The 16,721-nt window shown below is 62.9% G+C and carries 19 protein-coding genes and 1 pseudogene; 14 read left to right on the top strand and 6 right to left on the bottom strand.

Annotated features, from left to right (window positions below; genetic code table 11):
- Positions 1-31: 31 nt before the first annotated feature.
- The 3 genes and pseudogenes from NKH35_RS26310 to NKH35_RS26300 form a co-directional block, all read right to left on the bottom strand.
- Positions 32-709, bottom strand: a pseudogene (locus NKH35_RS26310) (tetratricopeptide repeat protein); the annotation flags it as partial.
- A 46-nt stretch (positions 710-755) separates the two neighbouring features.
- Positions 756-1,403, bottom strand: coding sequence for a thiamine phosphate synthase (locus NKH35_RS26305; protein WP_352741537.1), 648 nt, complete (start codon positions 1,401-1,403; stop codon positions 756-758).
- Between the two features lie 142 nt (positions 1,404-1,545).
- On the bottom strand, positions 1,546-2,463 hold the full coding sequence (locus NKH35_RS26300) for a DMT family transporter (protein WP_352911247.1): 918 nt from the start codon (positions 2,461-2,463) through the stop codon (positions 1,546-1,548).
- A 129-nt stretch (positions 2,464-2,592) separates the two neighbouring features.
- Between NKH35_RS26300 and NKH35_RS26295 the strand changes: the two genes are divergently transcribed.
- Positions 2,593-3,030 carry an Lrp/AsnC family transcriptional regulator gene (locus tag NKH35_RS26295; protein ID WP_023704892.1) on the top strand — a complete coding sequence of 146 codons (438 nt, stop codon included), beginning with the start codon at positions 2,593-2,595 and terminating at the stop codon, positions 3,028-3,030.
- On the opposite strand, the gene NKH35_RS26290 is transcribed toward NKH35_RS26295, so the two are convergent.
- Entirely contained in the window at positions 2,987-3,484 is a 498-nt protein-coding gene (locus NKH35_RS26290) for a GNAT family N-acetyltransferase (protein WP_352911244.1), read from the bottom strand. The genes NKH35_RS26295 and NKH35_RS26290 overlap by 44 nt on opposite strands.
- A 208-nt stretch (positions 3,485-3,692) precedes the next feature.
- Between NKH35_RS26290 and NKH35_RS26285 the strand changes: the two genes are divergently transcribed.
- Positions 3,693-4,463, top strand: coding sequence for a sulfite exporter TauE/SafE family protein (locus tag NKH35_RS26285; RefSeq protein WP_023668765.1), 771 nt, complete (start codon positions 3,693-3,695; stop codon positions 4,461-4,463).
- Positions 4,464-4,470: 7 nt separating this feature from the next.
- Here the strand turns inward: NKH35_RS26285 and NKH35_RS26280 are convergent, their stop codons facing one another.
- Positions 4,471-5,022: a DUF2269 family protein gene (locus NKH35_RS26280; RefSeq protein ID WP_023694595.1), complete on the bottom strand. Its 552-nt coding sequence runs from the start codon at positions 5,020-5,022 to the stop codon at positions 4,471-4,473.
- A gap of 309 nt (positions 5,023-5,331) precedes the next feature.
- Here NKH35_RS26280 and NKH35_RS26275 point away from each other — a divergent pair, with 309 nt between their 5' ends.
- The 6 genes from NKH35_RS26275 to NKH35_RS26250 all read left to right on the top strand — a co-directional run bounded on the left by NKH35_RS26275 (position 5,332) and on the right by NKH35_RS26250 (position 9,954).
- Positions 5,332-5,712 (top strand): hypothetical protein, encoded by a 381-nt coding sequence (locus NKH35_RS26275; protein WP_023668767.1) that lies wholly within the window; start codon positions 5,332-5,334, stop codon positions 5,710-5,712.
- Positions 5,713-6,098: 386 nt separating this feature from the next.
- Positions 6,099-6,629 carry a protease adaptor protein RcdA gene (gene rcdA, locus NKH35_RS26270; RefSeq protein WP_023688956.1) on the top strand — a complete coding sequence of 177 codons (531 nt, stop codon included), beginning with the start codon at positions 6,099-6,101 and terminating at the stop codon, positions 6,627-6,629.
- Between the two features lie 67 nt (positions 6,630-6,696).
- Complete coding sequence (gene ruvC / locus NKH35_RS26265; RefSeq protein WP_023736872.1) at positions 6,697-7,203, top strand: crossover junction endodeoxyribonuclease RuvC; 507 nt, start codon at positions 6,697-6,699, stop codon at positions 7,201-7,203.
- 10 nt (positions 7,204-7,213) lie between these two features.
- Positions 7,214-7,834 carry a Holliday junction branch migration protein RuvA gene (gene ruvA, locus NKH35_RS26260; protein WP_023733015.1) on the top strand — a complete coding sequence of 207 codons (621 nt, stop codon included), beginning with the start codon at positions 7,214-7,216 and terminating at the stop codon, positions 7,832-7,834.
- A gap of 43 nt (positions 7,835-7,877) precedes the next feature.
- Positions 7,878-8,915, top strand: coding sequence for a Holliday junction branch migration DNA helicase RuvB (gene ruvB, locus NKH35_RS26255; RefSeq protein ID WP_023688958.1), 1,038 nt, complete (start codon positions 7,878-7,880; stop codon positions 8,913-8,915).
- 136 nt (positions 8,916-9,051) lie between these two features.
- Positions 9,052-9,954, top strand: coding sequence for a metallophosphoesterase (locus NKH35_RS26250; RefSeq protein WP_023684177.1), 903 nt, complete (start codon positions 9,052-9,054; stop codon positions 9,952-9,954).
- 144 nt (positions 9,955-10,098) lie between these two features.
- Here the strand turns inward: NKH35_RS26250 and NKH35_RS26245 are convergent, their stop codons facing one another.
- On the bottom strand, positions 10,099-11,349 hold the full coding sequence (locus NKH35_RS26245) for a glycoside hydrolase family 5 protein (RefSeq protein ID WP_023733016.1): 1,251 nt from the start codon (positions 11,347-11,349) through the stop codon (positions 10,099-10,101).
- Between the two features lie 65 nt (positions 11,350-11,414).
- Between NKH35_RS26245 and ybgC the strand changes: the two genes are divergently transcribed.
- From ybgC to pal, 6 genes are all read left to right on the top strand, one after another.
- On the top strand, positions 11,415-11,885 hold the full coding sequence (gene ybgC / locus NKH35_RS26240; RefSeq protein WP_023673845.1) for a tol-pal system-associated acyl-CoA thioesterase: 471 nt from the start codon (positions 11,415-11,417) through the stop codon (positions 11,883-11,885).
- 312 nt (positions 11,886-12,197) lie between these two features.
- Entirely contained in the window at positions 12,198-12,908 is a 711-nt protein-coding gene (tolQ, locus tag NKH35_RS26235) for a protein TolQ (protein WP_023673844.1), read from the top strand.
- A gap of 9 nt (positions 12,909-12,917) precedes the next feature.
- Entirely contained in the window at positions 12,918-13,370 is a 453-nt protein-coding gene (gene tolR / locus NKH35_RS26230) for a protein TolR (RefSeq protein WP_023673843.1), read from the top strand.
- A gap of 7 nt (positions 13,371-13,377) precedes the next feature.
- Positions 13,378-14,535: a cell envelope integrity protein TolA gene (tolA, locus tag NKH35_RS26225; protein ID WP_023733017.1), complete on the top strand. Its 1,158-nt coding sequence runs from the start codon at positions 13,378-13,380 to the stop codon at positions 14,533-14,535.
- 38 nt (positions 14,536-14,573) lie between these two features.
- The gene (gene tolB / locus NKH35_RS26220) at positions 14,574-15,878 is read left to right on the top strand and encodes a Tol-Pal system beta propeller repeat protein TolB (protein ID WP_352916886.1); all 1,305 of its coding nucleotides are present in this window, start codon (positions 14,574-14,576) and stop codon (positions 15,876-15,878) included.
- A 259-nt stretch (positions 15,879-16,137) separates the two neighbouring features.
- The gene (gene pal, locus NKH35_RS26215; RefSeq protein WP_023684182.1) at positions 16,138-16,644 is read left to right on the top strand and encodes a peptidoglycan-associated lipoprotein Pal; all 507 of its coding nucleotides are present in this window, start codon (positions 16,138-16,140) and stop codon (positions 16,642-16,644) included.
- The last annotated feature ends 77 nt before the right edge of the window (positions 16,645-16,721 follow it).

Here is a 16,721-nt window from a genome sequence, read left to right as displayed (position 1 = left end):
GGGGATGCCCGACGAGGCATTGCGACTAGCGCTGCGACATCCCATCCTGGGGGCGGTCAAGCCCGGTCGGGGCGCCACGGTAATAATAACGCACACCCCTGGCGTTCCCGGCCCCGCCCGGATCCTGCTGCACGAGCAATTGCGCGAAGTTGAACTGCGCCAGCCGGTTGCCGGCCTCGGCGGCGGCCTGCATCAGCGCATAAGCTCCCTTCTCGTCCTTCTTGACGTAGCGGCCGTCGAGCAGCATCAGCGCATACTGGAACTGCGATTCAGGAATCCCCTGCTCGGCGGCCTGCGCATACCATTTGGCGGCTTCCGCTGGGTTGAGCGGCACGCCCAACCCGCGCGACAGGATCTCGGCCACCAGCGTTTGCGCCGCCGGGTCGCCATTCTGAGCCCGCACCAACGCCAGATTGTAGGCCGTCTTGTAAAGGCCGCGCTGGAAAGCGCCATAGGCGGGGTCCGCCGGCTTGGCGCCGAAACGTTCGGGGTTGATCGCGTCGGCCGACGGCAGCGGCGCGGTTGTCGCCGGCTGCGGCAGCGGGGTGTCGATCGGCTTGTCGATATGGACGCCGGAATCCGTGGCACCGGCTTTTGGAGCACCCGCATCGGGAGCGATCGCATCCGGCACGCTGAGGGCGGGCGCGCTGGTGTCCGGCCTCGGCTGCGGCAGCGGAACGGTCTCCGCCGCGATCGCTGCCCCGCTCATCAAGGCCGCAACGAGAACCGCGAGAGGAAGTCCATGTCGGCGCACGTCAGCCCTCGAAGCGCGGCGCGGTTTGGTCGAGCAGCGCATTGGCGGCGGCAATCGCCGCCTTCGGATCGGCGCCTTCGGCAAAGACGGCGCTGGACAGCGCCACGAACTCGGCGCCAGTGGCGGCCACCGCTTCTACCGAGGCGATGGCGGAACCGGCCATGACAATGCAAGGGATCTCAATCACGTCCGCCCACCATTGCCCGAGCGACAGGTTGCGCGGATGCGGTTCCGGCTTGTTGTCGTAGCCGAAGCGGCCGAAGAAGATGTAGTCGGGTCTGGTTTCGCCGAGTTCCAGCGCGTCGTCGCGCGTCTTGGCGCCACCGGCGCCGACCATCATCTTGCCCTGGAAGTGTTCGATGGTCTCGGCGAGCGCGTCCTTGGAAACCTCGACATGAATGCCGTCGGCCTGGACACGGCCGGCAATGCGGGTATCGCCGGCGATGATGACGGCGATGCCGGCCGCTTGCGCGGCCGGTACGATCTGTTCTGCAAAGGCCTGGAAGGCAGCCTCGTCCATGCCGCTCTCAGGCAGGATCAGCGAAGCGATATCACCGCCGTCGAAGGCAGCCGCAATGCGCTGCGCCGGAGCGTCCTTGGGTGCGATCAGCACGATGCGGCAGCGGTTGGGGGGTGTTGCGTCGTTCATGGCTTTCGATCCCGGGTTTCGCCTATGCCGGGCGAAGATGGTTGCATTGCGGCATAGAACAAAGCGCCCGCCTTGAACAGGCGGGCGGGGAACGATGCGCTGGCTTTGGTTTACGATCGCCGGCGAGCCGACGCTCTGCGGCTCATTTGACGGCTTGCGGGCTTTCGGCCGGCGATTTGGCCCTCCACAAAGTCCAGCCGAGATTCATGCCGGCGGCGGCGATCAGGATCGCGGCTGCGCCGACGAGCTGGGCCGGATGCAGCCGGTGGCCGAAGGCCATCACATCGACCAGGATCGCAACGACAGGATAGATGAAGGACAGTGACCCCTGGAGATGCGTCGGCAGTTTTTGGATGGCGGCGTACATCAATACGTACACCAGGCCGGTGTGAACGACGCCAAGCGTGGCCAGCATGGCCCAGCTCCAGGCATCGGCGGGCAAATGCGAGAGGTTGGCGAAGGGCGCCAGCATGACGACGCCGACGCAGACCTGGATCAGCGCGATCAGATGCGGCGGGGTGCCCTTGAGCTTCTTGGCGACGATTGCCGCGACAGCCCAGAAGAAGGCCGCTCCGAGCGCCATGACGATGCCGATGACATAATCTGTGCCGGTTATGCCGGAACCGACACCCGCATCGGGCCCTGTCTGCACGATCAGCAGCATGCCGGCGAAGGCGATGCCGAGCCAGGTCAGCTTGGCCAGGGTCAGCCGCTCGCCGAAGAACAGCGCGCCGAAGCCGACCAGCATGAAGGGCTGCGTGTTGTAGACCGCCGTGGCAATCGAGATCGAGGCGCGGGAGAAGGCGCTGAACAGCAACAGCCAGTTGATGACAATGGCCGCGCCGCCAAGAGCGGCGATGGCAACAATGCGCAGCGTCAGACTGCCGCGCAGCAGTCCGAGTGCCGCGCAGGTGATCAGCAGCGCCACCGCTCCGAAAGCGCAGCGCCAGAACACCACGTCCATGACGGGCTGGCCCGACATGACGACAAACCAGCCGATCGTGCCGACGATCGTCATCGCCGCCGTCATCTCGATCGTGCCGCGTACCGTGTTGTCCATGACAATACCTCTATCTGTTGAGGCCATAATCTCATGCCGTCTTGAGGGTTTATATGCCTTATGAAAGGTGATAAGGGGACAACACCTTATTTAATAAGGCGCGCGCTGCCCTTTTGCGAGGAGATGAAAATGCTGGACGAGTTGGACAGAAAGCTTCTCGACATCCTGATCCTGGATTCGCGGACTTCGTTGAAGGATCTGGCGCAGCAGGTCGGGCTGTCGTCGCCGAGCGTCTCGGAACGGCTGCGGCGGCTCGAGGAACGCGGCGTCATCCGCGCCTTCACCATCGAGATCGACCCGGAAGCGCTGGGGTTTCCGTTGCAGGCGATCGTGCGGGTGCGGCCACTGCCGGGCAAGCTGCATATCGTCCAGAAGCTGATCGAGGAAATCCCGGAATTCGGCGAATGCGACAAGGTCACCGGCGACGACTGTTTCGTGGCCCGGCTCTACGTGCGCTCCATCGGCGAGCTCGACAAGCTTCTCGACCGCATCGCCGACAAGGCGGAGACTAGCACCGCCATCATCAAGGCGCAGCCGATCCGGCGCCGTCCGCCGCCACTGAATTAAGCTCCAGCTTGTAGCCGATGTGGCTGGCCTTGAAGCCGAGCCGGTCATAGAAGCGATGCGCGTCCTGGCGGCTCTTGTTGGTGGTCAGCTGGACAATCTTGCAGCCGCGTTCATGGCACTGTTCGATCGCCCATTCCAGCAGACGCTGTCCCAGCCGTTCGCCGCGGCGGTCTGCGACGACGCGCACAGCCTCGATCTGGCCGCGCAAGGCGCCCTGCAGCGACAGCCCGGCGAGATAGCTGATCTGCAACGTGCCGATGACGCGGCCGCTATCCGTCATCACGGCAAGAAACTGGTTGGGGTCGGCGTCGATGGCGGCAAAGGCGTCGCGATAGGCCTTGGCGAGTGGTTCGGTGGCATCCTCGCGGCTGCGGCCAAGCGGATCGTCGGCGAGCATGACTACGATGGCAGACAGGTCGGCCGCTTCGGCGCGGCGGATGTGGGGTTCGCTCATTGTCAAAAACCTGGGGGTCAAAAACCTGGGGCCAAAACCTGATGCAGCGGGGACGGCGCCCTTATGCATCGGCGGCGATCTTGCCGCAAATCCGGAACCGTCGCTTTACGCACAGTTGATCGACCCGGCCCGGCATTTTCCCGGTCGCGGCGCAAGGGTTTCTGGGCTATTGCAGGGCAACCGTCTTCCCTCCAGCCATTTTCAGCTCATGTCAGGTCTGCTCGCCGATCCGTGGTTTTATGCCGCCGCCATTCCGGCGGTGATACTTGTCGGGCTGTCGAAAGGCGGCTTCGGCGGCGCTGTAGGCTTCGTTGGCGTGCCTTTGATGGCGCTGGCCATGCCGCCGGTGCAGGCGGCGGCCATCCTGCTGCCGATCCTGTGCCTGATGGACATCGTTTCGGTGTGGACGTGGTGGGGCGTCTACGACAGAAAGATGCTGGTCGACATGATGCCGGGCGCGGTGATCGGCATTGGGCTCGGCTGGCTGACGGCAGCGCTCGTAACCGAAGAGATGGTGCGGCTGATCGTCGGCGCTGTCGCGCTGATCTTCGTGCTGCGCTGGCTCTATCTCCAGTTCCGCCACGGTTCCGACCATGCGGCGGCGCCCAACCGCATCGCCGCCGCCTTCTGGGGCACCGTCGCCGGCTTCACCAGCTTCGTCGCCCATGTCGGCGGGCCCCCCTTCCAGGTCTATGCGCTGCCGATCCGGCTCGATCCGAAGGTGCTGTCGGGGACATCGGCGATCTTCTTTGCCGCCACCAACGCGCTGAAGCTGATCCCCTACTTCGCGCTTGGCCAGTTCGACACCGCCAACCTGACGGCGTCGGCCGTGCTGATGCCGCTGGCGCCGCTGGCCACCATCGCCGGCGCCTGGCTGGTGCGGCGCATGCGGCCGGAGATTTTTTATCCCTTCACCTACGCGACCGTGGCCGTGGTCGCGGTCAAGCTGCTTTGGGACGGGATCGCCGGCCTGCTCTAAATCCCGCTCAGGCGGCTGCCGGTTTGGTTCGCGGGGCGCTCGCAAAGGTCAGCGATGCACCACCAACGACCACGACCGCCATGGCGCCGAGAGTGGCGATGTCGTGCGCGGTCGGCTTCAGCACCATGTCGGCGACGACGACGATCATGATGACGAAATCGAACTTGACGATCCGTATCATGCGGCGCCCAAACGCTATGGCAGCCGGGGTCATGCCGTCCGCGGCAAGCATTGTGGCAAGCTTTTCGAACGAAGGCTTCAGCACGAGGATACCGGTCAGAAACGCGGCGGCGTAGCCGCAAAGGCCGATGACGACCCAAAGGTCGGAGAAGCCGGTCCATAGCGAAGTCAGCACCAGACCAGAAGCCAGGGTCGCGATAGACGCCGGCACGAACAGACGCAAGCCGAGTTTGTCCGTCGTTCTCAGCATGACCATCAGCGTCTCGTCGTCGCCGTCGCGATCGGCGAGTATCGAAACCAGCAGCATGGCGAAACCGCCGCCGAGCCAGAGGATCGCTGCCATGACATGCAGGAATTTGAAGAGAGAATACCAGTCCATTGCCGCTCCTTGTGCATCGTTCCGGGGGTAAACGCTGCTATCGCGCGTCTGCTTCCGAAGGAGGGCGGATTATCTCCGTACATGTATCCAGAAGATGCCGCGTGGGTGCCGGCTTGTTGCGGTGGCGCCGTCGCCGGATTTTACCGCCAGCCCGCACAATACCCGGCATTTGCCGGATAGACGCCGTGTCGGCATTGGCTGGTTTCGCGGCATGATCCTGAAACCTGCGGGGACTAAGCCGCTCGCGACCGACGCTCCATTTTGGCCGCGCGCGGTCGGACCAAGTGCAACAACCAACGAGGGTATCCCATGCAAGGCGTAGCACGAAATTTCTTCACCCTGGCCGTCATCTATTCCCTGTGCGGCATGGCGCTCGGCCTGCATATGGCGATCTCCAATGACCATGGGCAGATGCCGACCCACGCGCACACCATGGTGGCGGGCTGGCTGATGTCGGCGGTGTTTGCCTTCTTCTACCACCTGTTTCCAGCGGTCGGGCAAAAGACGATTGCCGTCGTGCATTTCTGGCTGACGGCAATCTGCGGCATCGCACTGATGATTGGGCTTTACTTTGAACTTGCCGGCCATCCGGAGATCGAGCCGGTGCTGGCTTCCTCCTCGATGGGGTTTTATGCGGCAATGCTGCTGTTCGCCTTCATTTCCTTGCCGGCTGTGTGGAAGAAGGCATGAACAAGCCGACGATCAGGCTTAGGGCACCGTTGTGCTGATACGGCACAGAAGGGCAGCGGTCGATCAAGAAATATCCGCGCCGTTAAGGGTTCATTAAGCTTTACAGGTGTTTACTATGTCCATCCAGTGATCTGGATTCTTACCGAGTGGTTGGAGCCACTTCGTTTGACGCCTCCCTGTTAAACTCCTGAGAGCCGCCTTATCCGCGGCTCTTTTTTTGTCTGCTTTTGGTCCGCTTGGCGCCCCTGCGCAGGCGTTAACCGTTTGTTAAACATGTGCTTGCCTTCGCCGGCGGCGAAGCGCATTTTCAAGCTTCAGTCATCTAGGGTGCCGGCGTGACGGCGATGAAGCCGAATCAGCCGACGGGGCAGTGCAGGGGCGTATCGATGAACGAGCCTTCGAAGGGCAGCGCGAAAACCATCAAGCTGGCGGAACGCCGGGTTTTCTCCCAATCCTTCAAACCGCTCTACCAGGAAGGCATGGGCCTGGTTGAGCAAGCAGCGGAATATCTCGACGGCAAGGGCCGGGCCGAGGCCAAGAAGCTGTCCAGACTGGCGGCGACGCTCTATGCGGCCGAATCGATGCGGCTGACCACAAGGCTGATGCAGGTCGCCTCCTGGCTGCTTTTGCAGCGGGCGGCAAATTCCGGCGAGATGACCCGCGACCAGGTCGCCTCGGAAAAATCCAAGGTGCGTCTCGACACCGCCTCGGCGCATGACGAAGCGGTCGGCTGGGGCGAACTGCCGAAGGATTTCCTCGACCTCGTCACCCGCTCGCTGCGCCTGCAGGCGCTGGTGCGCCGCATGGACGAAGAGATCTATGGCGGCGCGTTTGCCGAGACGCCGGTAACAGGCCGCCGCGCCAATCCGGTTTCCGACCAGATCACGCTGCTGAATACGGCTTTCGCTCGAGGTTAAACGCTTCCCGTTTCCGGTTTGTTCACATTTCCCTGACATCGCTGTGCGCCGGAGGTAGACTTCGCGCATGAGGGAAGCGATTCGCATTATCGGTATCGATCCGGGGCTGAGGCGCACCGGATGGGGCATCGTCGAGAGCCTCGGCAACTCGCTGCGCTTTATCAGCTCCGGCACTGTACGCTCCGACGACAAGGCGGCACTGGCGAGGCGGCTGTGCCAGCTGCATGACGGCCTCGCCGATATCGTGCACAGCGCCATGCCGCACGAGGCGGCCGTCGAACAGACCTTCGTCAACAAGGATGCCGTGGCGACGCTGAAGCTCGGCCAGGCGCGCGGCATAGCCATGCTGGTGCCGGCGCGCGCCGGCCTTGTCGTCGCCGAATATGCCCCCAATGCCGTCAAAAAGGCGGTGATCGGCGTTGGCCATGGCGACAAGAAGCAGATCCACATGATGGTAAAGGTGCTGTTGCCGAAAGCCGTTTTCGACACCGAACATGCCGCCGACGCGTTGGCTATCGCCATCTGCCACGCGCATCACCGGCAAAGCGTCGCCTACAGGATGGCGCTGGCATGAGGGATCACGCATGATCGGCAAATTGAAAGGCACGCTGGACGAGATCGAGGAGGATTTCTGCCTCGTCGATGTGCACGGCGTCGGCTATGTCGCCTATTGCTCGGCGCGCACGCTGGCCGCGCTGCCTTCGCCCGGCGAGGCGGTGGTGCTGTTCATCGAGACCTATGTGCGCGAGGACATGATCCGGCTCTACGGTTTCCAGTCGGTGCTTGAACGCGAATGGTTCCGGCTCTTGATGAGCAATGTGCAAGGCGTCGGCGCCAAGGTGGCGCTGGCCATCCTGTCGACGCTGGCGCCGGCAGACCTCGCCAATGCGATCGCGCTGCGCGACATCGCCATGGTCAGCCGCGCGCCCGGCGTCGGCAAGAAGGTGGCCGAGCGAATCGTCACCGAGTTGAAGAACAAGGCGCCGGCCTATGCCGGAACCGCCTCCGGCGCCATCGGCCTTAAGCAGGAGCTCGGCGAAGGCGTGGCGCCGGCGCCGATTACGGACGCCGTCTCGGCGCTGGTCAATCTCGGCTATTCGCGCGACACAGCAGCCAATGCTGTCGCGGCGGCGCTGAAGACGGCCGGCGAGGACGCCGATGCCTCGAAGCTCATTCGTTTCGGGCTGAAGGAACTGGCGCGGTGAGTGATTGCTTGTCCGGTCCTTTGCCCTGTGCGAGGAAGGCCGCATGAGCCTTTCACCCCGCCTCATTGCCCCGGAAAAGCGCGGCGAGGATGCTGAGCAGACCTTGCGGCCGCAGACGCTCGCCGATTTCGTCGGCCAGGCCGCGGTGCGGGCCAATCTCAAAGTCTTCATCGAGGCCGCCAAGGGCCGCAGCGAGGCGCTTGACCATGTGCTGTTCGTCGGGCCGCCGGGGCTTGGCAAGACAACGCTGGCGCAGATCATGGCGCGCGAGCTCGGCGTCAATTTCCGCTCGACCTCCGGTCCGGTGATCGCCAAGGCCGGCGATCTCGCCGCACTTCTCACCAATCTCGAAGACCGCGATGTGCTGTTCATCGATGAGATCCACCGGCTCAATCCGGCAGTCGAGGAGATCCTTTACCCGGCGATGGAGGATTTCCAGCTCGACCTGATCATCGGCGAAGGTCCGGCGGCACGCTCGGTCAAGATCGATCTTGCCCGCTTCACGCTCGTTGCCGCCACCACCAGGCTCGGCCTTTTGACCAACCCGCTGCGTGATCGCTTCGGCATTCCGGTGCGGCTCAATTTCTATTCTGTCGAGGAACTGGAGCAGATCGTGCGGCGCGGCGCCCGCATCCTGCAAATGCCGCTTGGCGACGATGGCGCGCTGGAGATCGCACGTCGCGCCCGCGGCACGCCGCGCATCGCCGGCCGGCTGCTGCGCCGGGTGCGCGACTTCGCCTCCGTTGCCGGCGACGGTCACGTCGACAAGCAGGTTGCCGACGAAGCCCTGACGCGGCTGGAGGTCGACGCGCTCGGCCTCGACGCGCTCGACCGCCGCTATCTCTCGATGATCGCGCGCAATTTCGGTGGTGGGCCGGTCGGCATCGAAACCATCGCCGCCGGCCTATCCGAGCCGCGCGACGCCATCGAGGACATTATCGAGCCCTATCTGATCCAGCAGGGTTTCATCCAACGCACGCCACGCGGCCGCGTGCTGACCGCCAATGCCTGGCGCCATCTCGGCCTCGACGCACCGAAGGATCTGGCGCAGCAGCAGATCAACCTGTTCCAGGAAGAGTAACGGAGATTTGTCCTCCGGAACGGGCTGTCTGCGCAGAATTTCCTCAAGCCTGCCAGCGTGAAGGCGCATTCCTGGATGCTATCGGGCGTCGTAGTGTCGGCGCGAACTGCTCCGATCAAGCGTCGGAGCCAGAAAAGTGATCACCAGACGCGGGTTCCTGAAATTCGTCGGGGGTTCGTTCCTCTCGCTGGCGTCGCTCAGTGCCTATGCGGTCGGCATCGAGCCGATGCTGTTGACCCATGTGAAGCGCTACCGGCTGACGCCGCCGCATTGGCCGGCGGGCTTGAAGCTGCGCGTTGTAGCACTTGCCGATATTCACGCCTGCCGCCCCTGGATGACGCCTGAGCGGATCGCTTCGCTCGTCGAGGGTGCGAACGTGCTGCAGCCCGATCTGATCGTACTGCTCGGCGACTATATCTCAGGCATGTCCCTGGTGACGAACCGGGTGGAGGCCCATGAATGGGCGCCGGCCTTGTCAGGACTGAAGGCGCCGCTTGGTGTCCTGTCGATCCTCGGCAATCACGACTGGTGGCACGATCCTTTCGCGCAGCAGGCCGGAGCGGGGCCGACTGTGGCGCGCAAGGCATTGGAGGAAGCCGGCATCTCGGTTCTGGAGAACGACGCTGTGCGTCTGGAAAAGAATGGATACGGCTTCTGGATCGCCGGACTCGCCGACCAGCTGGCCCTGTTACCGAACAAGGCCGCAGGCCGCGACAAATTTGAAGGCCTCGACGATCTCGACGGCACGCTGGCCAAGATCACCGACCAGGCACCGATCATCCTGCTTGCGCATGAGCCTGACATTTTCCCGAAAGTGCCGTGGCGGGTTTCGCTGACGCTGTCGGGCCACACACATGGCGGGCAGGTCAGGCTGTTCGGATATTCACCGGTGGTGCCGTCCCGCTTCGGCAACCGCTTTGCCTATGGCCATGTCGTCGAGAATGACCGCAATTTGATCGTGTCAGGCGGGCTCGGCTTCAGCATCGCGCCGGTGCGCTTTGGCATGCGGCCGGAGATCCTACAGATCGACCTCGGTTAGAGCATGCCGGTATTCAGGTGATGCCGGCCTGCAAATGAGGTGTTCCTGCGCTTCCGGTAGTCACGGACCAAAGTCCGCTCCGTTCCGGTTCTCGGACCCCTCATTTCCGACTCGGCCTGATCTGGATCTCGACATGCCCTAGGGCTAATGGAGCGAGCGGATTGCATCCATCACGGCGGGTTCGGCCTTTTCGCCGTTGAAGGCATCGACGATGCCGAAGGCGCCGCCAAAACTCCACACCGACCATGAGAAGCCATGCGCCTCGGCGCGCGCGATCATGTCCTTGACATAGGCGGCGCGGTATTTGGGCGGCATCACATAGGGGTTGCCATACTCCTGTCGGATCATGCCGAACTCGCCCAGCGTGATGTTTTCCGGCTTGATGGCGTTGGCCTTCGCCCAGGCCTCGACCTTTTCGAACGGCGCATCCATGACGCCGAGCAGCTTTTCGTCCGTGTTTATGCTGGCGGCTTGTTCATCGAGATAGGCGAGCAGGCCGTTCCGTCTGGTCCATGGCGCCTCGGCTTTTATCTTGGCGCGGATCGCATCCAGCGTCGCATCGAGCTCGGCGCGCGGCACCGCGGTCAGCGGATAGGGCAGCCCGGTAACATAAAGAATGAAATCGCCGGCCCAGGTCGCGCCCTGATGCGTCAGCAGGAACGGGTCGTAGGAGTGGAAGGTCCAGATGAGGTTGTCGTCGGGGATCGACTTTGGGTCGATCTTGACCAGCGAAGCCGCATTGGAATAACAGGCGCCGGTCAGGATCAGCGTCAGCCTGGTGGCCGAGGCGCGCGCGGCCGCGAACAGCTTTTGCTGACGCTCCGGCCACAGGCTGGTGCCATCGCTGTCGCAGTCGACGATAGGCTCGTTCATCGGCTCGAAAGCGACCTGCGCCGGGTCCTCAGTGGCAAGCGTGCGCGCCATTTTGCGGACGACCTCGACATAGGCGTCGAAGGTTGCGGGATCGTCCATCACCTGGCCCATGCCGATCTCGCGGCCGCCGCCGGCCGGGATCAGGTGCATGTCGACGATCACTTTCAGACCGGCCCGGTTGATCATGCGCGCCGAGTCCCGCACGCTGGCATAAAGGTCGTCACGCAGCGCCAGTGTCTGATCCGACATAAACGGCGAGGGATCGACCGGCATGCGCAGAAAGTCGAAACCGGCGGCCTTCAGCGCCTTGAGGTCACCCTCGTCGAGGAACTTGCGCCATTCCGGATAGGGCAGGATGGCTTGTCGGTCGTTCCATTTGTCTTCCCCGACCCAGGTCGTCCACTGGTCGAGGTTGAGGCCGCGCTTCATCGAAAAGCTCGCGGCCTGACCGGGAAGCGCAGACGCCGCCAGCACCAGCAGCGCTGCCATCAAGGTCTTGATCCTCGCCGTCAACAGTGCCATCCGGTTTGCTGCGCTGGTGATTTTGGCAAGACAGGTGCCCCGCCGGGGGCAAAAAGGAAAGCGCGATGGACGATCATGGTGAATCGGCGGCGCTTGCCGGCGGGCTTTCCGGAGCCTTGACGGAATTCGGCCATCGGCTGATGGCGCGAGTCTATTATGCCGACACCGATTTTTCCGGCGTCGTCTACCACGCGCGCTATCTCGAATTCTTCGAGCGCGGCCGCTCGGACTATCTCAGGCTGGCGGGCGTCCACCACACAGAACTTCACGAAGGCAAGCACGGCGAACGGATCGTCTGGGTGGTGCGGCGGATGGAGATAGATTTCCGCTCGCCTGCCCGCATGGACGATATCCTGACCATCGACACATCAACGCAGGATATTTCCGGCGCCCGCATCGTCATGGCGCAGCAATTGAAACGCGGGACAGAGGTTCTGGTCGAAGCAAAGGTCGAGGCGGCGATCATCGGCGAGAACGGCCGGCCGAAGCGCTTTCCGAAAGAATGGATCGCGGCCTTTCTACCAGGAGCAAGCTGATATCCAGGCCTGCCGGCCGGCAACGAGCGGCCAATCGGCAGCGCATTCGATTGTGGATGGATGGCCCGCGTCGTGCCTTGGCGCGGCAATGCGCCGCGCCATATTTCCTAACCCATCCTTAACCATAACGGTTCATGAAGAGATCGGTGAAGATTGGAAGAATCCGCGCGCCTTCCTTTCACCAATATTTGCCCTGAAAAGGCCGCCAACGGTGCATTTTGGGGTTAATCCGGAAGCCAAGCGCGAACGGACCACAAGGGATGCCCATGGGCCAGCCGCCAGCGATGCCCGGAAAATCTTAAGGACTGAAGCATGGAAACTACCGCACTCGCCGATCCGGCAGCGCAATTGTCGATTTGGGCGCTGTTCACACAGGCCAGCTGGGTGGTCAAGCTGGTCATGATCGGTCTGCTCTGCGCCTCGGTCTGGACCTGGGCGATCATCGTCGACAAGCTGGTCAGCTATGCCCGCATGCGTCTGTCGCTCAATCGCTTCGAACAGGTGTTCTGGTCGGGGCAGTCGCTGGAAGAGCTCTATCGCACGCTTGCCGACCGCAAGACCACGGGCATGGGTGCGATCTTCGTCGCCGCCATGCGCGAATGGAAGAAGAGCTTCGAGAAGGGGGCCAAATCGCCGCTCGGCCTGCAGACCCGCATCGACAAGGCGATGGACCTGGCGTTGACGCGCGAGATGGAGAAGCTGGAGGGCCGTCTCGGCTTTCTCGCCACCACTGGTTCGGCCGCACCCTTCATCGGCCTATTCGGAACCGTCATCGGCATCATGACCTCGTTCCAGGCGATTGCCGGTTCGAAGAACACCAGTCTCGCGGTTGTCGCACCCGGCATTGCCGAAGCGCTGCTGGCAACGGCCATCGGTCTGCTCGCCGCCATTCCAGCGGTTATCGCCTACAACAAGCTGTCATCCGACGCGAACAAGATCGCGGTGCGGATGGAAGGGTTCTCGGACGAGTTCTCCGCCATACTCTCGCGCCAAATCGATGAAAAAGTAGCGCCTAAGGGCTGAGGTAAGAAGATGGGTATGTCGGTTGGCATGGCAGGACGCGGCGGACGCGGACACAGGCGGCGCGGCCGCCACCATGCATTGATGTCGGAAATCAACGTCACGCCGATGGTCGATGTGATGCTGGTGCTCTTGATCATCTTCATGGTCGCCGCACCCATGCTGACGGTCGGCGTGCCGGTCGACCTGCCGGAGACGAAGGCCAAGGCTATGAACGCCGACACCCAGCCGATCACCGTTTCGATCGACGCGGCCGGCAAGATTTTCCTGCAGGAGACCGAAATCCCAAGGGAAGAGCTGGTCGCCAAACTGCAGGCGATTTCCAAGACCGGCTACGAAGAGCGCATCTTCATCCGCGGCGACAAGGCGACCAATTATGGTGCCGCGATGGAGGTCATGGCCCTCATCCAGGCCGCCGGCTACAAGAATATCGGCCTGATTTCACTGCAGCAACAGGATCAGTAGACGCACGATGAAGACCGGCCTCACCACATCGGTGATACTGCATACGGTGGCACTGGCTTTCGGCCTGTTCACCCTGTCGGCGCCGGCCGCGCTGCCGTCCACGGATGTCGAGTCGATAGCGGTCGACATCGTTCCCATGGAAGCCATTGCGCAGACGCTGCAGGGCGACAAGAAGGCGGTGATGCATGAAAAGCCGGCGCCGATGCCGACCAAGCGTCCCGACATCGTGCCAGATGCACAGAAAATCGGCGAGAACAGCGTTGATACCGACAAGCCGGTGACGGACGATCCCAAGCCGAAGCCGGTGGAGAAAACAGCGACGGCTGCTCCGGCGCCGACGCCGACCGAAAAGCCGAAGACCGAGGACACGCCGAAGCCAAAGGAAGCGCCGAAGCCGACACCTGCGACGGAGGTGGCGCCGGAGCCGCAGCCGAAGGAAGAGGTCAAGCCCGAGCCGGTGAAGCAGGTTGAACCGAAGCCGACCCCGGTGAAGGAGCCTGCACCAACACCGCAGCCGGACACGACCGCCGCCATAGAGCCGAAGCCACGCGTGAAGCCCGACGCGGTCGCCGAAGCCATATCGGATCAGCAGCCTCTGGAAGAAGCGCAGCTTCCGACTTCCGCTCCTGCTCCCGAAGCACGGCCGAAGCCGCAGCCGGCGCAGGCCGAAAGCGCCAAGGCACCGGACCGCAAGGACGCTGACAAGCCAGTCAAGGAAGCCTCGTCGAAGCCGAAGTCGGATGACAAGCAGTTCAATGAGGCTGACATCAAGGCTTTGCTCGACAAGCAGAAGCCATCCGGCGGCGGCGCTAAGCGCTCGACCCAGCAAGCATCGCTAGGCGGCGACAAGGATCAAGGCCAGAAGCTGTCGAAGTCCGAGCAAGGGGCATTGGAAGAACAACTCGGTGGCTGCTGGACCCTCCCGGTTGGGCTTGAGGGTTCTGAGGATTTCACCGTGGTGATCCGTTTCAGCCTGGATGCCTCCGGCAAGCTGGAGGGCCGTCCGACCGTCGAGAAGTCCAGCGGCAACCCCCAGTTCGACAGCAGCGCGGTTCGCGCTGTGCAGAAATGCGATGTCGCCGGCCTGCAGGTGCCCGCCGGAAAGCATGACATTTGGTCCGACGTTCGCGTCAACTTCGATCCCAGAGCGATGCTTGGCCTGTAGCCTGAGCACCCAGAAATCAGCAAGAGAAGCGAGAAGACATGAAATCCATCCTCAAGCCGCTCCTGATGGTCGCCGCGATGGCGATGGGCATGAACGCCGTCGTCACCTTGCCTGCTCGAGCAACCCTCGAGCTCAACGTCAACAAAGGCAATGTCGAACCGATGCCGATCGCCATCCCAGATTTCCAGGGAGGGCTCGGCGCGCAGATTTCCGAGATCGTCACCGCCGACCTGAAGCGCTCCGGTCTCTTCGCACCGATAGACAAGAACGCCTTCATCGAGAAGATCGCCAATCCGGATGCGCAGCCCCGTTTCGACGACTGGAAGGTGATCAATGCGCAGGCGCTGGTCACCGGCAGCGTGAGCAAGGAGGCGGACGGCCGAATCCGCGCCCAGTACCGACTATGGGATATTTTTGGCAACCAGCAGATAGCCGGGGAGCAGTTTTTCGCCAACGACGCAAATCAACGCCGTGTCGCCCACATCATCGCCGATGCGATCTATGAGAAGCTCACCGGCGAGAAGGGCTATTTCGACACACGCGTCGTCTTCATCGACGAATCCGGCGCCAAGAATGCGCGCAAGAAGCGGCTCGCCATCATGGACCAGGACGGCGCCAATGTGCGCTATCTCTCCGATGGCCGCTCGATCGTGCTAACGCCGCGTTTCTCGCCCAACCGGCAGGAAATCACTTACATGTCGTACGAAAGCGGTCAGCCGCGGGTCTATCTGCTGCAGATCGAGACCGGGCAGCGCGAACTGGTCGGCAATTTTCCCGGCATGACCTTTGCGCCGCGCTTTTCGCCCGACGGCCAGAAGGTGATCATGAGCCTGCTGCGCGACGACGGCAATTCCAACATCTTTGCCATGGATCTGCGCAGCCGCTCGACCACCAGGCTCACCAATTCGACGGCGATCGATACCTCGCCGTCTTATTCGCCCGACGGCAGCAAGGTGGTGTTCACTTCCGACCGTGGCGGCCGCGCGCAGATCTATGTGATGGGCGCCGACGGCTCGGGCCAGACCCGCATCTCGTTCGGCGCCGGCGTCTATTCGCCGCCGGGGTGGGCGCCGCGCGGCGACCTCGTCGCCTTCACCAAGCAGACCGGCGGCGAATTCCAGATCGGCGTCATGAAGACCGACGGTTCGGGCGAGCGCATCCTCTCCTCGGGCTTCCAGCAGGAGGGACCGACCTGGGCGCCCAACGGCCGCGTGCTGATGTTCTTCCGCGACTCCGCCGGCGGCCCAAAACTGGTTTCCGTCGATCTCACCGGCCGCAACGAACAGTCGATCCCGACCGCGAATTTTGCTTCCGACCCGGCGTGGTCGCCGCTGCTGGAGTAACTAAGTTTCGGCCTGGCCCGCTCGCTTCGTTGCAACTCGGCAACACTACCTTAAAAGCCCCGTTTTGGGGCTTTTTTCACGCCAAAGTCGCGTTTTGGCCGCATTTCCGCCTACGGTCCGCGACCATTGTGGCATCAGGTCATTTTGGCTGGGGACGGCGGCTGAAACCAAATTTTAACCGTGTTTCTTGAATGCCGGTTAACCCAAACGTGGTTACTGGGTGATCAACGAAGTCACTCGAATACGAAGGAGAGGCGGCATGGGCCGTATCGCAGCACTTACCAGAAACCCGGCGATGATCGCCCTGATCGCGATGCTCGCCATCACCGGTTGCGCCTCGAAGAAAACCCCTAACAACGCTGCCGATCTCGGTCTCAATGGCGCGGGTGCGGCAACGCCGGGCTCGGCGCAGGACTTCACCGTCAACATTGGCGACCGCATCTTCTTCGACACGGACTCGACCGCGATCCGCGCCGATGCGCAGACGACGCTGTCGCGCCAGGCGCAGTGGCTCAACCAGTACAAGCAGTACGCCATCGTCGTCGAAGGCCATGCCGACGAACGCGGCACGCGTGAATACAATCTGGCTCTCGGCGCCCGCCGCGCCGCCGCCACCCGCGACTTCCTGGTCGCCAGGGGCGTTTCGGCGAGCCGCCTGAAGACCATTTCCTACGGCAAGGAACGTCCGGTCGCGGTCTGCGACGACATCTCCTGCTGGTCGCAGAATCGCCGCGCCGTCACCACGCTCTCCGGCGCCGGCTCCTGATGAGTAAGACGGCGGCCTTAGTCGCATAATTGCAACACTTCCATGCGAAAGGCGGCCTTGTGGCCGCCTTTTTCAGT

Origin of the sequence: Mesorhizobium sp. M1143 (assembly GCF_040318435.1) — a bacterium.
Taxonomy (GTDB): Bacteria; Pseudomonadota; Alphaproteobacteria; order Rhizobiales; family Rhizobiaceae; genus Mesorhizobium.
The sequence above is the reverse complement of the archived record's forward strand: the minus strand, read 5'-3'. Positions and strand labels throughout refer to the sequence as shown.

Excerpts from the sequence above, each read along its gene's own strand:
- NKH35_RS26275 (WP_023668767.1), top strand. The coding sequence starts at position 5,332 with ATGCAAGGCGTAGCACGAAATTTCTTCACCCTGGCCGTCATCTATTCC.
- NKH35_RS26285 (WP_023668765.1), top strand. The coding sequence starts at position 3,693 with ATGTCAGGTCTGCTCGCCGATCCGTGGTTTTATGCCGCCGCCATTCCG.
- NKH35_RS26280 (WP_023694595.1), bottom strand. The coding sequence starts at position 5,022 with ATGGACTGGTATTCTCTCTTCAAATTCCTGCATGTCATGGCAGCGATC.
- pal (WP_023684182.1), top strand. The coding sequence starts at position 16,138 with ATGGGCCGTATCGCAGCACTTACCAGAAACCCGGCGATGATCGCCCTG.
- NKH35_RS26305 (WP_352741537.1), bottom strand. The coding sequence starts at position 1,403 with ATGAACGACGCAACACCCCCCAACCGCTGCCGCATCGTGCTGATCGCA.
- tolR (WP_023673843.1), top strand. The coding sequence starts at position 12,918 with ATGGGTATGTCGGTTGGCATGGCAGGACGCGGCGGACGCGGACACAGG.
- ruvC (WP_023736872.1), top strand. The coding sequence starts at position 6,697 with ATGAGGGAAGCGATTCGCATTATCGGTATCGATCCGGGGCTGAGGCGC.
- tolA (WP_023733017.1), top strand. The coding sequence starts at position 13,378 with ATGAAGACCGGCCTCACCACATCGGTGATACTGCATACGGTGGCACTG.
- ruvB (WP_023688958.1), top strand. The coding sequence starts at position 7,878 with ATGAGCCTTTCACCCCGCCTCATTGCCCCGGAAAAGCGCGGCGAGGAT.
- ybgC (WP_023673845.1), top strand. The coding sequence starts at position 11,415 with ATGGACGATCATGGTGAATCGGCGGCGCTTGCCGGCGGGCTTTCCGGA.
- NKH35_RS26290 (WP_352911244.1), bottom strand. The coding sequence starts at position 3,484 with ATGAGCGAACCCCACATCCGCCGCGCCGAAGCGGCCGACCTGTCTGCC.
- tolB (WP_352916886.1), top strand. The coding sequence starts at position 14,574 with ATGAAATCCATCCTCAAGCCGCTCCTGATGGTCGCCGCGATGGCGATG.
- ruvA (WP_023733015.1), top strand. The coding sequence starts at position 7,214 with ATGATCGGCAAATTGAAAGGCACGCTGGACGAGATCGAGGAGGATTTC.
- rcdA (WP_023688956.1), top strand. The coding sequence starts at position 6,099 with ATGAACGAGCCTTCGAAGGGCAGCGCGAAAACCATCAAGCTGGCGGAA.
- NKH35_RS26245 (WP_023733016.1), bottom strand. The coding sequence starts at position 11,349 with ATGGCACTGTTGACGGCGAGGATCAAGACCTTGATGGCAGCGCTGCTG.
- tolQ (WP_023673844.1), top strand. The coding sequence starts at position 12,198 with ATGGAAACTACCGCACTCGCCGATCCGGCAGCGCAATTGTCGATTTGG.
- NKH35_RS26295 (WP_023704892.1), top strand. The coding sequence starts at position 2,593 with ATGCTGGACGAGTTGGACAGAAAGCTTCTCGACATCCTGATCCTGGAT.
- NKH35_RS26300 (WP_352911247.1), bottom strand. The coding sequence starts at position 2,463 with ATGGACAACACGGTACGCGGCACGATCGAGATGACGGCGGCGATGACG.